The sequence below is a fragment of the Pseudomonas sp. M1 genome (genome assembly GCF_022760135.1).
Classification (GTDB): domain Bacteria; phylum Pseudomonadota; class Gammaproteobacteria; order Pseudomonadales; family Pseudomonadaceae; genus Pseudomonas; species Pseudomonas citronellolis.
On the sequence record NZ_CP094343.1, the window covers coordinates 113,268 to 126,989 of the forward strand.

Sequence of the window (13,722 nt, forward strand, 5' to 3'; positions counted from 1 at the left end):
ATTACCAGCGTTCCATCCAGGGCCGCAGGTCCAGCTCGAAGGTCCAGGCGTCGCGCGGCTGGCTGTGCAGGTACCAGTAGTTGTCGGCGATGTGCTCGGGGTCGAGGATGCCGTCCTGGGCTTTCTGCGCGTACTTCTCCGGGAAGTTGTCGCGGATGAACTCGGTGTCGATGGCGCCATCCACCACCACGTGGGCCACGTGCAGGCCCATGGGCCCCAGCTCGCGGGCCATGCTCTGGGCCAGCGCGCGGATGCCGTGCTTGGCCCCGGCGAAGGCGGCGAACCCGGCGGCGCCGCGCAGGCCGGCGGTGGCGCCGGTGAACAGCAGGGTGCCACGCTGGCGCGCGACCATGCGCCGGGCCACCGCCTGGCCGGTGAGGAAGCCGGAGAAGCAGGCCATTTCCCAGATCTTGAAGTACTTGCGCGCGGTCTCGTCGAGGATGCTGCAGGGCACGTTGGCGCCGATGTTGAAGACGAAGGCCTCGATGGGGCCGATGTCGCGCTCGATGGTCTCCACCAGTTCCGCCACCTGCTCCTCCTTGCGCGCGTCCGAGGCGAAGCCGTGGGCCTCGCCGCCCTCGGCGCGGATGGCGTCGACCAGCGGTTGCAGCTTGTCCGCCGAGCGGCGGGTGACGCAGGCGACGTAACCCTCGCGGGCGAAGCGGCGGGCGATGGCGCCGCCGGTGGCGTCCCCGGCGCCGATCACCAGCACCACTTTCTTCTCGTTGGGGGAGGCAGCGCTCATGTTCGTTTCCTCTGTTCGTATGGGTAAACGATCGTTTGGTAAACGGACGTTATGTTATGCTTCCGGCAGCCGTCAAGCCGTTTCCGGAGCCCACGCCATGCGCTACTCAGCCAGCCACAAGGAAGAAACCCGCCAGCGCCTGCTGGAGAGCAGCGGCGCCATCGCCAAGCGCGAGGGCTTCGCCAGCGTCGGTGTGGACGCGCTGATGAAGGCGGTGGGGCTGAGCGGCGGTGCCTTCTACAACCATTTCCCGTCCAAGGATGCGCTGTTCGCCGCCATCGTCGAACGCGAACTGACGCGCAGCGCCGAGCGCCTGGGCAAGGCCGGCGACAGCCACGGCCGCGAGCGCCTGGAGCGCTGCCTGCAGCGTTACCTGACGCTGGCCCACGTGCAGAACGTCGACGGCGGCTGCGCCATTCCCGCTCTGGGCGCGGACATCGCCCGCGCCGACGAGCAGGTGCGCGGCACGGTGGAGGCGGCGATGCTCGGGCTGCAGCAGGCCTGGGCGGAGGAACTGGGGAATGCGGAGGACGCCTGGGCGATGCTCAGTCAGTGCGTGGGGGCGTTGTTGCTGGCGCGGATGACGGCCAGCGAGGAGACGCAGCGGGCGATCATCGAGTCGAGTAAAGCGTTCCTGCTGCGGCGGTTGGAGGATGGGGTTTCTTCGTAGGAGCGAGCTTGCTCGCGAACGGTGCCTCCCGGAAACATCGGTACCAACCGGAACACCGCCCCTCTCCCCAGCCCTCTCCCTGAAGGGAGAGGGGGCTAGTCCGTGCCGGCGTGAAGGCCGTGCCTCATGGAGGTATTAGGCGTTATGCGTAGTGTCAGGGAGAGCTGAAAAATCAGCACACGCCGAACGGCCCCTCTCCCTGAAGGGAGGGCTAGTCCGTGCCGGCGTGAAGGCCGTGCCTCATGGAGGTATTAGGCGTTATGCGTAGTGTCAGGGAGAGCTGAAAAATCAGCACACGCCGAACGGCCCCTCTCCCTGAAGGGAGGGCTAGTCCGTGCCGGCGCGAAGGCCGTGCCTCATGGGGGTATCAGGCGTTATGCGTAGTGTCAGGGAGAGCCGAAATATCAGCACACGCCGAACGGCCCCCTCTCCCTTCAGGGAGAGGGCTGGGGAGAGGGAGCGGAGTCAATCCAAAGCACCGTAGCCAGAGGGAGGCACCATTCGCGAGCAAGCTCGCTCCTACGAAAAGCCCCAGAGCCCCAGGGCCTCAGAGCCCCCGCAGGGCCAGGTCCGCACCAAGCAACAACAACCCCCCGAAGAAGCACCGGCGAAAGGCCGTCGGGCTGATGCGGTTGCGCAGCCACTGCCCCAGGTACATCCCCGCCAATGCCGGCAGCAGCGCCAGCAACGACACTCCCAGCACCGATGCATGCAACAGCGAGCCCTGCTGCCCGAGGGTGAGCGCCAGGGCCAGGGTGGAGACGGTGAAGGACAGCCCGAGGGCCTGCACCAGGTCGTCCTTCTCCAGGCCCAGCGCCTGCAGGTAAGGCACCGCGGGGATCACGAAGACGCCGGTGACCGCGGTGACGGCGCCGGTGGCCAGGCCGATCAGCGGCGACAGCCAGGCCTCGTGTGCCGGCGCCACCTGGAAGCGCTTCGCCGACAGCCCGAGCAACGCGTAGAGGACCAGCGCCACGCCCAGCAGCGGCGTGGCCGCCGCCCAGTGTTCGCCGCCCAGCCACCAGCCCACGGCCAGGGTGCCGGTGACGATGCCGGCGAGCATGCCCCACATCCGCCTGAGCAGCCCGAGGAAGCGCGGCCCGGCGGCCAGTTGCCAGACGTTGGTGACGGTGGAGGGCACCACCAGGATGGCCGCCGCCTGCATCGGCGGCATCAGCAGCCCGAGCAGGCCGACCGCCACCGTCGGCAGGCCGAGGCCGACCACGCCCTTGACCAGGCCGGCGAGGAGGAAGGTGAGGACGATCAGGTCCAGGTGCGCGGGCAGCGAGTCGAACATGGGCGGGCCTTGCCTTGGCGGTGGAGCGGGGCAGGATACCCGCAAACGAAGAACCCCGCCGTGGCGGGGTTCTTCTTCAACGGATGGCGGCTCAGATATTGGCCACCTGCTGGTAGGCCTTGGGCTTGAAGTACAGCGTCTCGCCGCGGGCCAGGCCGACCAGGCTGTCGTGGTCCTTGACCACCTCGGCCTCGATCAGCTCGTCCTGGCCGTCCACCTTCAGCGTCACCCGGGTGATCGCGCCCAGCGGGCGGATGTCGCGGACTTCCGCCGCGCGGTGCGCTTCCACCGCCTGGCGCGACAGCGAGACCTCGTGCGGGCGGAACAGCAGGTGCTCGTCGTTGCCCAGGTGCAGGCGGTTGGAGTCGCCGAGGAAGTGGTAGACGAAGTCGCTGGCCGGGTTCTCGTAGACCTCGCCCGGCGAGCCGATCTGCTCGATCACGCCCTTGTTCATCACCACGATGCGGTCGGCGACTTCCATCGCCTCTTCCTGGTCGTGGGTGACGAACACGCTGGTGAGGTTGATCTCCTCGTGCAGGCGCGCCAGCCAGCGGCGCAGCTCCTTGCGCACCTTGGCGTCGAGGGCGCCGAAGGGCTCGTCCAGCAGCAGGATCTTCGGCTCCACCGCCAGGGCGCGGGCCAGGGCGATGCGCTGGCGCTGGCCGCCGGAGAGCTGTTCCGGGTAGCGGTCGGCGAGCCAGTCCAGCTGCACCATGTTCAGCAGTTCGTGGACCTTCTCGGCGATGCGCGCCTCGCTCGGGCGTTCCTTCTTGGCCTTCATGCGCAGGCCGAAGGCGACGTTGTCGAACACCGTCATGTGGCGGAACAGCGCGTAGTGCTGGAACACGAAGCCGACGTTGCGGTCGCGCACGTCGTGCTGCGAGACGTCCTCGCCGTGGAACACGATGTTGCCGACGTCCGGCGTTTCCAGGCCGGCGATGATCCGCAGCAGGGTGGTCTTGCCGCAGCCGGAGGGGCCGAGCAGGGCCACCAGCTCGCCGCTGTGGATGTCCAGGTTGATGTCGTCGAGCGCCTTGAAGGCGTTGAAGTTCTTGCTGACGTTACGGATTTCGATACTCATGGCTTATTCCTCGTCAGCTTTGACTTTCAATCGGGACAGGCGCGACTCGCTCCACTGCTTGAGCAGCAGGATGACCAGGGCCATCAGCAGCAGCAGGGTGGCGACGCTGAAAGCGGCGACGTGATTGTATTCGTTGTAGAGGATCTCGACGTGCAGCGGCAGGGTGTTGGTGACGCCGCGGATGTGCCCGGAAACCACCGATACCGCGCCGAACTCGCCCATCGCCCGCGCGGTGCACAGCACCACGCCGTAGATCAGGCCCCATTTGATGTTCGGCAGGGTCACGTGCCAGAACATCTGCCAGCCATTGGCGCCGAGCAGGCGCGCAGCCTCTTCCTCCTGGGTGCCCTGTTCCTGCATCAGCGGGATCAGTTCGCGGGCGACGAAGGGGAAGGTGACGAAAATGGTGGCCAGGACGATGCCGGGCACGGCGAAGACGATCTGGATATCGTGGTCGCTGAGCCACGGCCCGAAGTAGCCCTGGGCGCCGAACAGCAGCACGTAGATCAGGCCGGCGATCACCGGCGAGACCGAGAACGGCAGGTCGATCAGCGTCACCAGGATGCTCTTGCCGGGGAACTCGAACTTGGTCACGCACCAGGCGGCGGCCACGCCGAACACCAGGTTCAGCGGCACCGAGATGCCCACGGCGATCAGCGTGAGTTTCAGCGCGGCCAGGGCGTCGGGCTCGACGATGGCCTCGAGGAAGGTGCCGAAGCCCTGCTTCAGCGCCTCGCTCAGGACCACGAACAGCGGCATCAGCAGGAACAGGGCGAAGGCCAGCCAGGCCAGGCCGATGAGCTCCCGGCGGCCCCAGGGGTTGCCACGCCGGGCGGCGTTCGCCGCTTGTGCGGTGGAAAGCGTTACGGAACTCATGGCGCGCTCCTTACGGGGTCTCGATGCGGCGTTGCAGCAGGTTGATCAGCAGCAGCAGGACGAAGGCCACCACCAGCATCAGCACGCCGATGGCGGTGGCGCCGGTGTAGTCGTACTGGTCCAGCTTGACCATGATCAGCAGCGGCAGGATCTCGGTCTTCATCGGCATGTTGCCGGCGATGAAGATCACCGAGCCGTACTCGCCGACGCCGCGGGCGAAGGCCAGGGCGAAGCCGGTCAGCCAGGCCGGCAGCAGCGCCGGCAGCAGCACGTGGCGGAACACCTGCAGCGGCTTGGCGCCCAGGCAGGCGGCGGCTTCCTCGACCTCGCGGGGGATGTCCGCCAGCACCGGCTGCACCGTGCGCACCACGAAGGGCAGGACCACGAAGGTCAGCGCCAGGGTGATGCCCAGCGGGGTGTAGGCGATCTTGAAGCCCAGCTCGGTGGCGAAGCGGCCGATCATGCCGTTGGGGGCGTAGAGCGCGGTCAGGGCGATGCCGGCCACGGCGGTGGGCAGGGCGAAGGGCAGGTCGATCATGGCGTCGATGATCTTGCGCCCGGGGAACCGGTAGCGCACCAGCACCCAGGCCAGCAGGGTGCCGATCACGCCGTTGATCAGGGCGGCGATCAGCGCGGTGCCGAAGCTCAGCTTGAGCGCGGCGAGCACGCGCGGGGCGGTGATGATGGTCCAGAACTGTTCCCAGCTGAGCTCGGTGGTCTTGAGGAACAGGGCCCCCAGCGGAATCAGCACCAACAGGCTGAGATACACCAGGGTGTAGCCCAGAGTCAGCCCGAAGCCGGGTATGACCGGGGAGATGCGTCGTGACATTGAAACCTCGTTAGCTGAAAGCCGGAAGCTGGAAGCCTGAAGCTGAAAGCGGTGCCGAGGTCGACTTCCAGCTTCGCGCTTCCAGCTTCCAGCCCGTATTCACTGCGCCTGGTAGATTTTGTCGAAGATGCCGCCGTCGTTGAAGAACTTCGGCTGCGCGACCTTCCAGCCGCCGAAGTCCTTGTCGATGGTCACCAGGTCCAGTTTCGGGAACTGGTTGGCGAACTCGGCGGCGACCTTGGCGTTGCGCGGGCGGTAGAAGTTCTGCGCGGCGATGCGCTGGCCTTCCTCGCTGTACAGGTACTTCAGGTATTCCTCGGCGACCTTGCGGGTGCCTTTCTTGTCGACGGTCTTGTCGACCACCGCCACCGGTGGCTCGGCCAGGATGGACAGCGAGGGTACGACGATTTCGAAGTTCTCGCCGCCCTGTTCCTTCTTGGCCAGGAAGGCTTCGTTCTCCCAGGCCAGCAGCACGTCGCCGATGTTGTTGTTGACGAAGGTGATGGTCGAGCCGCGGGCGCCGGTGTCCAGCACGGGCACGTGCTTGTACAGGTCCTTGACGTAGTCCTGAGCCTTGTCGTCGCTACCGTACTGCTTCTTGGCCCAGGCCCAGGCGGCCAGGAAGTTCCAGCGGGCGCCGCCGGAGGTCTTCGGGTTGGGGGTGATGACTTCCACGCCCTGCTTGGTCAGGTCGCCCCAGTCCTTGATGCCCTTGGGGTTGCCCTTGCGCACCAGGAACACGATGGTCGAGGTGTAGGGGGTGCTGTTGTCCGGCAGGCGCGCCTGCCAGTCGGCCGGCAGCAGGTTGCCGAGCTTGTTCAGTTCGTCGATGTCGCCGGCCAGGGCCAGGGTCACCACATCGGCCTTCAGGCCGTCGATGACCGCGCGGGCCTGCTTGCCGGAGCCGCCGTGGGATTGCTGCACGGTCAGGTCGTCGCCGCCCTGGGCCTTCCAGTGCTTGATGAAGGCCGCGTTGTAGGCCTGGTACAGCTCGCGGGTCGGGTCGTAGGAGACGTTCAGCAGTTGGGTGGCCGCGGCCGCGGGGCCGGCGATCAAGGCACTGGCCAGGGCGGCCAGGGCGAAACGGCGGATGGACATGTGCAGCTCCTGGATACGAATCTTCAGTGTTGTGCTTGTTGGCGTGTTCTTATCGGGGGCGTCGCGGTGGGGCGCGTGGGCCCCGGGTCAGCTCTGGCGGCTGGCGGGTTGCTGCAGGCGGAACTTCTCCTTGCGCTCGATCTGCACCACCTGGCCGTTGTGCACGGTGATCTCGACGGCGCCGAAACGCAGACCGCGCAGGGCGCTCTGCACTTCACGCAGGATGTTGGCTTCGTCCTGGCCTTCCAGGCTACGGAGGGTTGCGCTCATGATCTGGGCTCCTTGGTGGGCTTCGCCGGGCCGTCCCGGATGGGCGGCGCGTGCGGTGTGAGCGCATCTTAGGCAGGAGTCGAATATTCTTAAAAATACTATTTAAGAATTTTTATATTCCACCAGGTTTTAATTCGATTCGGTCGCCACCGCCCGGGCCCAGGGCAGCTCGTCGGCGGGCTGCGGGCGGCCGTACCAGTAGCCCTGGCCGAAGTCGCAGGCGTGGTCGAGGAGGAAGGCCGCCTGGTCCGGGCGCTCGATGCCCTCGGCCACCACGCTCAGGCCCATGCTGCGGGCCAGGGCGATGATGGCGCGGGCGATGGCGGCGTCCTCGGCGTCGCCGGGCAGGCCGGCGACGAAGCCCTGGTCGATCTTCAGCTTCTGCACCGGCATGCGCTTCAGGCGCATCAGCGAGGAATAGCCGGTGCCGAAGTCGTCGATCGCCAGTTGCACGCCCAGCGCCCGCAGGCGCTGCAGCAGGGCCACCGATTGGTCGATGTTCTGCATGATGGCGCTCTCGGTCACTTCCAGCTCCAGGTGCCGCGGCTGCAGGCCGCTTTCCTGCAGGGCGCGGGCCACGCGCTGTTCCAGGCCGTCGCGGCCGAACAGGCGGCTGGACAGGTTCACCGCGACGAAATCCAGCGCCACGCCGTCGTCCAGCCACTGGCGCATCTGCCGGCAGGCCTGGTCCAGCACCCAGGCGTCGATGGCGGCGATCAGCCCGCATTCCTCGGCCACCGGGATGAATTCGCAGGGCGGCACCAGGCCGCGCTGCGGGTGCTGCCAGCGCACCAGCGACTCCACCCCGACCACCTGGCCGCTGGCCAGGTCGTGCACCGGCTGGTAGTACACGCGCAGCTCGTCGTGCTCCAGCGCCTGGCGCAGGGCGGCTTCCACCTGCACGTGGGAACGCGCGCGGGCGGTCAGCTCCGGGGTGTAGAAGGCGTACAGGTTGCGCCCGCTGGCCTTGGCCTGGAACAGCGCGGCATCGGCGTGGCGCAGCAGGTGGTCGACGTCGCGGGCGTCGTCGGGGAACAGGCTGACGCCCATGCTGGCGGAGATGTAGATCGGCTGGCCCTGTACCTCGAAGGGCGCGTGCATGGCCTCCAGCAGGCGCTGGGCGAGGCTGCTGGCATGGTGCGGCTGCTGGCTCTCCAGGACCACGGCGAACTCGTCGCCGCCCAGGCGCGCCAGGGAGGCGTGCTCGTCGAGGCAGCCGCGCAGGCGTTCGGCCACCGTCTTGACCAGTTGGTCGCCGGCGCTGTGGCCGAGGCTGTCGTTGACGTGCTTGAAGTGGTCCAGGTCGAGCAGCAGCAGGGCGCCGCTGCCCTGTTCGCGCTCGGCGCGGGCCAGGGCCTGCTCGATGCGCTCGCGCAGCAGCAGGCGGTTGGGCAGCCCGGTGAGCGGGTCGTGGTGGGCGAGGAAGTCCAGCTCGTGCTGCGAGCGCTTGATGCTGCTGAGGTCGGAGAACACCGCGACGTAGTGCGTCAGGCGCCCCTGCTCGTCGTGCACGGCGCAGATGTGCTGCCACTGCGGGTACACCTCGCCGCTCTTGCGCCGGTTCCAGATTTCCCCGCACCACAGGCCTTCGGCGTTCAGGGCCTGCCACATGCGCTGGTAGAAGGCGTCGTCCTGGCGCCCGGACTTGAGCATCGAGGGGTTGCGCCCCACCACCTCGTCGGCGCTGTAGCCGGTGATGCGCTGGAACGACGGGTTGACGTGCAGGATCGTGCCCTTGTCGTCGGTCACCAGCAGGCCTTCCTGGGTCGCCTCGAACACCGCCGCGGCCTGGCGCAGGTGGTCGTTGGCCTTGCGCTGCTCGGTGACGTCGCGGCTGACGCCGGTCATGCGCAGCGGCTCGCCGTCGTGGCCGCCGCTCAGGCGCGCGCGGGCATGCACCCAGCGGTAGTTGCCGTCGGCGTGGCGCAGGCGGTAGGTGCATTCCAGGCGCTGGCTGCGCCGCTGCAGCAGGTCGCGGTGCTGGGCCAGCACGCTGTCGCGGTCGTCCGGGTGCAGCCGCTGTTCCCAGGTGGCGAAGCTGTCGCCCAGCGCTTCCTCGCTCAGGCCGAGCAGCCGCGCGTAGCCGGGCGAGTAGAACACCCGGTGGCGCTCGATATCCCATTCCCAGAGGCCGTCGTCCAGGGCGTCCAGGGCCCGCTCGAAGCGCCGTTCGCTGCGCTCGCGGGCGGCGAAGGTGCGCCGCATCCACCTGAACTGCCGGGCCAGCAGCAGGAACAGCACGCCGGCGCTGATGGCAAAGAAAAGATACTTTTTCGCCACCAGCCAGGGCAGCAGGTCGCCATCGCCCACCGCCAGGCGCAACAGCTGGTCGCTGGTCAACCCCCACAGGCAGGCGAACAACAGGTACAGCAGGCAGATGCGGAGGGCACTCGGGCGTGGATTCATTATCGCGAGGGGAGCGAGTTATTGGCTGCGCAGTATAGTGGATGGCCATTGGCCCCGGTTCATATCAAAAAGACCGGATGGTTTTCCCGCCGCGCTTGGTGATAATGCGAGCTGGCCCTTGCCTGGGCTGCCGACCATTTCCGAGGTTCATTATCATTCATGTGGTACAACGGTTTCCTTGACCTGCCGCTGTGGCAACTGATCGTGGTCACGCTGGTGCTCACCCACATCACCATCGTCAGCGTGACGGTCTACCTTCACCGCTATTCCGCCCACCGCGCCCTCGAGCTGCATCCGGCGCTGCAACACTTCTTCCGTTTCTGGCTGTGGATGACCACCGGGATGAACACCCGCGAGTGGACCGCCATCCATCGCAAGCACCACGCCAAGTGCGAGACCGCAGACGACCCGCACAGCCCCGTGTACAAGGGCCTGGGCACCGTGCTGCGCAAGGGCGCCGAGCTCTACCGCGAGGAAGCGAAGAACGCCGACACCCTGCGCATCTACGGCAAGAACTGCCCGGACGACTGGCTGGAGCGCAACCTCTACGGCCGCTTCCCGCTGGGCGGCATCGCCCTGATGGTGCTGATCGACGTGGCCCTGTTCGGCGCCCTCGGCCTGACCGTGTGGGCCGTGCAGATGGCCTGGATCCCGTTCTGGGCGGCCGGTGTCATCAACGGCCTGGGCCACGCCGTGGGCTACCGCAACTTCGAGTGCCGCGACGCCGCCACCAACCTGGTGCCCTGGGGCATCGTCATTGGCGGCGAGGAGCTGCACAACAACCACCACACCTACCCGAACTCGGCCAAGCTGTCGGTGAAGAAGTGGGAGTTCGACCTGGGCTGGGCCTGGATCAAGCTGTTCTGCTTCCTGCGCCTGGCCAAGGTGGCGCGGGTGGCGCCGATCGCCCACCGGGTGGAAGGCAAGGGCAGCCTGGACATGGATACCGCCATGGCTATCCTCAACAACCGCTTCCAGATCATGGCCCAGTACCGCAAGCTGGTGATCGGCCCGCTGGTCAAGCAGGAGCTGGCCAAGGCCGATGCCTCGGTGCGCCACCTGTTCCGCCGCGGCAAGCGCCTGCTCTCGCGCGAGACCAGCCTGCTGGAGGAGCGCCACCACGCGCGCATCGAGCGCCTGCTGCAGCACAGCCAGGCGTTGCAGGTGATCTACGAGAAGCGCCTGGCGCTGCAGCAGATCTGGCAGAAGACCAGCGCCAACGGCCACGACATGCTGGCCGCCATCAAGCAGTGGGTGCAGGAGGCCGAGGCCAGCGGCATCCAGTCGCTGCGCGACTTCGCCGAACAGCTGAAGACCTACTCGCTGCGCCCGGCTGTCTGAGTTGGCCTGATAACTGAGATGTGCATCACAAAAAGCCCGCCGTTCGGCGGGCTTTTTCTTTTTTTGTCGAGCGCTTAGCTAATTTTGCGGTCATAGACCTCTCGATTAGTTCTGGGAAGCTGAGACATGGACGATAGGTACAGGGCGCCGCAGGATCTCGACGAAGCGCTGCTGGCATTGCTGCACAGCCGCGCCGAGGTGGAGCGCCTGAAAGAACGCGAGCAACTCTTCAGCGCCCTGCTGGCCAGCGTCAATGCGGTGCTCTGGGCCTTCGACTGGCAGGCCCAGCGCATGGTCTACGTCAGCCCCGCCTACGAAAGCATCTTCGGCCGCTCGGCGGCCCTGCTGCTGGCCGACTACAACGAATGGCTCAACGCCATCTATCCCGACGACCTCGACTACGCCGCCAGCAGCCTGCTGCAGGTGCTCGAGCGCGGCGCCGTGGAGCAGCGCGAGTACCGCATCCTGCGCGCCGACGGCGAGGTGCGCTGGCTCAGCGACAAGTGCTTCATCAGCCAGCACAGCGAGGCGGGCCTGCCGCTGATGGTGGTCGGCATCGCCGAGGACATCACCGACAAGAAACACCTGGAAAGCGAGCTGCAGCGCCTGGCCACCACCGACGTGCTCACGCAGAGCAGCAACCGCCGTTACTTCTTCGACAATGCCGAGCAAGCCTTCAACGAATCCAAGCAGGCCGGCACGGCCCTGGCCTTCCTGCTGCTGGACGTGGACGACTTCAAGAAGGTCAACGACCGCTATGGCCACCAGGTCGGCGACCGCGTGCTGCAGCGCGTGGCCCAGTGCGCCTCCGGGGCGCTGCGCCGCGGCGACCTGTTCGGCCGCATCGGCGGCGAGGAGTTCGCCGTGCTGCTGCCCGGTTGCGACCAGGTGACCGCCCGGCAGATCGGCGAGCGCCTGCAGCGCGAGGTGCAGCGGCTGCGCTTCAAGGAAGACGAGCAGACCTTCGGTATCAGCGTCAGCCAGGGCCTGACCCTGCTGCAGCCCCACGACGAAAACCTCTCGGCGCTCTACGGCCGGGCCGACGCCGCGCTCTACCAGGCCAAGCGCAACGGCAAGGACCGTATCGAACAGGCCTGATCGGCTCCCCGGCCCACTGCCTCTCTTGCGCCCTGCGCGTACCCCTTCCGGGAAATGGACCGGGAAGGGATACGGGCGCATTATTTATTCCAATAAGGAATTACATTTTAATAATTAATTCTTTTTGGATTTATTTCCGATTGCTTATCGTTGCCCCCAGCGTGGCCGCAGGGTCCAGGCAATGAAGTCCGGCGAGCATGGCGACAAACCGCCAGCCAGGCCGGGAAAGGTGGCGGATTTCCGCTGACCAGCGCGCAGCGAAGGACCAGGCTACGGGACGCCAACCCGCGCCAATCCACGTGTCGGGGTGTGCCGGGCCGATTGGCCCGCGGATTGCCATGTCGGGGTGAAGCCTCAGGCTTCGCCCACAAGAACAAGACACGAGCATTCACCATGACGCTGCCATGCCTTTCCGCAAGTTCCTTCCTGCCTGCCTGCCCACGTAGAGACCCCGCCCAGGGGCGACCGATCTGACGACCGCCGTTCGCCTGCAGGCCCGGGCCGTGCCCGGCCGCGCGGCTGTCCGGTGGGATTCGCGCCACGCGGCGCCTGGCGCTTTGCCGACTTCACACAAGATCAATAAATGGGGATTACCAATGAAGAGTCGTAACATCACGCAATCCACCCTGGCGTTGGCCGTGGCGGCCGCTGCCCTTGGCGCCCATGTTCCGCTGGCCAGCGCCGGCGGCTTCATCGAGGACAGCAAGGCCAGCCTGACCCTGCGCAACTTCTACATCAACAGCGACAACCGCAACGGCACCGCCGAGCCGAGCAAGCAGGAGGAGTGGGGCCAGGGCTTCCTGCTGAACTACACCTCCGGCTTCACCGAAGGCACCGTCGGCTTCGGCGTCGATGCCCTGGGCCTGCTGGGCGTGCGCCTGGACAGCGGCAAGGGCACCCACTACAACCCGACCAGCTCCAGCTTCTCGGGCACCGTGTTCCCCACCGATGGCGATGGCCGCGCGGTGGACGACTTCTCGCACCTGGGGGCGACCGCCAAGGTGAAGGTTTCCTCCACCGAACTGCGCTACGGCACCCTGCTGCCCAAGCTGCCGGTGGTGACCTACAACGACGGCCGCCTGCTGCCGCAGACCTTCGAGGGCGGTCAGATCACCTCCAACGAGTTCAAGGACCTGACCCTGATCGGCGGCCAGCTGGAACACACCAAGGGCCGCAGTTCGAGCAACAACGAGGGCCTGTCCATCGCCGGCGCCAACAACGCGCGCACCGGCGAGTTCGTCAACAAGTTCTACTACGGCGGCGTCGACTACAAGCTGACCAAGGACCTGACCCTGCAGTACTACTACGGCAACCTGCAGGACTTCTACAAACAGCACTTCCTCGGCCTGCAGCACAACTGGGCGATCGGCCCGGGCGTGCTGAAGACCGACCTGCGCTACTTCAACAGCAGCGACGACGGCAAGAACAGCCACGACTCGCGCTACTACACCTCCGGCTACTACGGCAACGGCGTGACCAAGGGCGAGGTCGACAACAAGGCCTACAGCGGCCTGTTCACCTACATCGTCAGCGGCCACAGCTTCGGCGTCGGCTACCAGCAGCTCAGCGGCGACAGCGACTTCCCGTTCATCAACAACGGCGACGGCGCCACCGCCTACCTGATCACCGACGTGCAGATCGGCAAGTTCCTGCGCGCCGGTGAGCGTACCTGGCAGGCCCGCTACGGCTACGACTTCGCCCAGGCCGGCCTGCCGGGCCTGACCTTCCAGGCCCTGTACCTGCGCGGCGACAACATCGACACCGCCCGCGGCGACCAGAGCGAGTGGGAGCGCGACATCAGCCTGGCCTACGTGATCCCGGACGGCACCTTCAAGGGCCTGGGCTTCACCTGGAAGAACGCTTCGCTGCGCAGCGGCCTGCCGGCCCAGGGCGCCACCCCGGCCCAGCGCGACCAGGACGAGAACCGCCTGATCGTCAGCTACACCCTGCCGCTGTTCTAGGCCTGGGGCTTTCCGTAGGAGCGCGCCGGAGGGGGACCTGTAGGAGCGGG

At 66.8% G+C, this 13,722-nt stretch carries 12 protein-coding genes; 4 read left to right on the forward strand and 8 right to left on the reverse strand.

The features are described from left to right. Position 1: 1 nt before the first annotated feature. Positions 2 to 745, reverse strand: a complete 744-nt coding sequence (locus PM1_RS00550) for an SDR family oxidoreductase (protein ID WP_009614025.1) — start codon at positions 743 to 745, stop codon at positions 2 to 4. A 97-nt stretch (positions 746 to 842) separates the two neighbouring features. On the opposite strand from PM1_RS00550, the gene PM1_RS00555 reads away from it, so the two are divergent. Continuing rightward, the gene (locus PM1_RS00555; protein ID WP_009614024.1) at positions 843 to 1,415 is read left to right on the forward strand and encodes a TetR/AcrR family transcriptional regulator; all 573 of its coding nucleotides are present in this window, start codon (positions 843 to 845) and stop codon (positions 1,413 to 1,415) included. Positions 1,416 to 1,962: 547 nt separating this feature from the next. Here PM1_RS00555 and PM1_RS00560 read toward each other — a convergent pair. The 7 genes from PM1_RS00560 to PM1_RS00590 form a co-directional block, all read right to left on the reverse strand. Next, positions 1,963 to 2,712: a sulfite exporter TauE/SafE family protein gene (locus tag PM1_RS00560; protein WP_009614023.1), complete on the reverse strand. Its 750-nt coding sequence runs from the start codon at positions 2,710 to 2,712 to the stop codon at positions 1,963 to 1,965. 91 nt (positions 2,713 to 2,803) lie between these two features. Beyond that, positions 2,804 to 3,793 (reverse strand): sulfate/molybdate ABC transporter ATP-binding protein, encoded by a 990-nt coding sequence (locus PM1_RS00565; RefSeq protein ID WP_009614022.1) that lies wholly within the window; start codon positions 3,791 to 3,793, stop codon positions 2,804 to 2,806. A 3-nt stretch (positions 3,794 to 3,796) separates the two neighbouring features. Beyond that, positions 3,797 to 4,669, reverse strand: coding sequence for a sulfate ABC transporter permease subunit CysW (gene cysW, locus PM1_RS00570; protein ID WP_009614021.1), 873 nt, complete (start codon positions 4,667 to 4,669; stop codon positions 3,797 to 3,799). A 10-nt stretch (positions 4,670 to 4,679) separates the two neighbouring features. Then, a complete protein-coding gene (cysT, locus tag PM1_RS00575; RefSeq protein ID WP_009614019.1) occupies positions 4,680 to 5,498 on the reverse strand; it encodes a sulfate ABC transporter permease subunit CysT in 819 nt (272 codons plus the stop codon). A gap of 99 nt (positions 5,499 to 5,597) precedes the next feature. Beyond that, the gene (locus tag PM1_RS00580) at positions 5,598 to 6,596 is read right to left on the reverse strand and encodes a sulfate ABC transporter substrate-binding protein (RefSeq protein WP_009614017.1); all 999 of its coding nucleotides are present in this window, start codon (positions 6,594 to 6,596) and stop codon (positions 5,598 to 5,600) included. Positions 6,597 to 6,683: 87 nt separating this feature from the next. After that, on the reverse strand, positions 6,684 to 6,866 hold the full coding sequence (oscA, locus tag PM1_RS00585) for a sulfur starvation response protein OscA (RefSeq protein WP_009614015.1): 183 nt from the start codon (positions 6,864 to 6,866) through the stop codon (positions 6,684 to 6,686). 129 nt (positions 6,867 to 6,995) lie between these two features. Next, positions 6,996 to 9,272, reverse strand: coding sequence for a putative bifunctional diguanylate cyclase/phosphodiesterase (locus PM1_RS00590; protein ID WP_009614014.1), 2,277 nt, complete (start codon positions 9,270 to 9,272; stop codon positions 6,996 to 6,998). Positions 9,273 to 9,431: 159 nt separating this feature from the next. Here PM1_RS00590 and desA point away from each other — a divergent pair, with 159 nt between their 5' ends. The 3 genes from desA to PM1_RS00605 all read left to right on the forward strand — a co-directional run bounded on the left by desA (position 9,432) and on the right by PM1_RS00605 (position 13,672). Continuing rightward, a complete protein-coding gene (gene desA, locus PM1_RS00595) occupies positions 9,432 to 10,613 on the forward strand; it encodes a delta-9 fatty acid desaturase DesA (RefSeq protein WP_009614012.1) in 1,182 nt (393 codons plus the stop codon). A 126-nt stretch (positions 10,614 to 10,739) separates the two neighbouring features. Next, positions 10,740 to 11,711, forward strand: a complete 972-nt coding sequence (locus tag PM1_RS00600; protein ID WP_009614010.1) for a GGDEF domain-containing protein — start codon at positions 10,740 to 10,742, stop codon at positions 11,709 to 11,711. 596 nt (positions 11,712 to 12,307) lie between these two features. Continuing rightward, the gene (locus PM1_RS00605; RefSeq protein ID WP_009614008.1) at positions 12,308 to 13,672 is read left to right on the forward strand and encodes an OprD family porin; all 1,365 of its coding nucleotides are present in this window, start codon (positions 12,308 to 12,310) and stop codon (positions 13,670 to 13,672) included. Positions 13,673 to 13,722: the final 50 nt, after the last annotated feature.

Excerpts from the sequence above, each read along its gene's own strand:
- desA (WP_009614012.1), top strand. The coding sequence starts at position 9,432 with ATGTGGTACAACGGTTTCCTTGACCTGCCGCTGTGGCAACTGATCGTG.
- PM1_RS00580 (WP_009614017.1), bottom strand. The coding sequence starts at position 6,596 with ATGTCCATCCGCCGTTTCGCCCTGGCCGCCCTGGCCAGTGCCTTGATC.
- PM1_RS00600 (WP_009614010.1), top strand. The coding sequence starts at position 10,740 with ATGGACGATAGGTACAGGGCGCCGCAGGATCTCGACGAAGCGCTGCTG.
- PM1_RS00590 (WP_009614014.1), bottom strand. The coding sequence starts at position 9,272 with ATGAATCCACGCCCGAGTGCCCTCCGCATCTGCCTGCTGTACCTGTTG.
- PM1_RS00550 (WP_009614025.1), bottom strand. The coding sequence starts at position 745 with ATGAGCGCTGCCTCCCCCAACGAGAAGAAAGTGGTGCTGGTGATCGGC.
- oscA (WP_009614015.1), bottom strand. The coding sequence starts at position 6,866 with ATGAGCGCAACCCTCCGTAGCCTGGAAGGCCAGGACGAAGCCAACATC.
- PM1_RS00560 (WP_009614023.1), bottom strand. The coding sequence starts at position 2,712 with ATGTTCGACTCGCTGCCCGCGCACCTGGACCTGATCGTCCTCACCTTC.
- cysW (WP_009614021.1), bottom strand. The coding sequence starts at position 4,669 with ATGAGTTCCGTAACGCTTTCCACCGCACAAGCGGCGAACGCCGCCCGG.
- PM1_RS00605 (WP_009614008.1), top strand. The coding sequence starts at position 12,308 with ATGAAGAGTCGTAACATCACGCAATCCACCCTGGCGTTGGCCGTGGCG.
- cysT (WP_009614019.1), bottom strand. The coding sequence starts at position 5,498 with ATGTCACGACGCATCTCCCCGGTCATACCCGGCTTCGGGCTGACTCTG.
- PM1_RS00555 (WP_009614024.1), top strand. The coding sequence starts at position 843 with ATGCGCTACTCAGCCAGCCACAAGGAAGAAACCCGCCAGCGCCTGCTG.
- PM1_RS00565 (WP_009614022.1), bottom strand. The coding sequence starts at position 3,793 with ATGAGTATCGAAATCCGTAACGTCAGCAAGAACTTCAACGCCTTCAAG.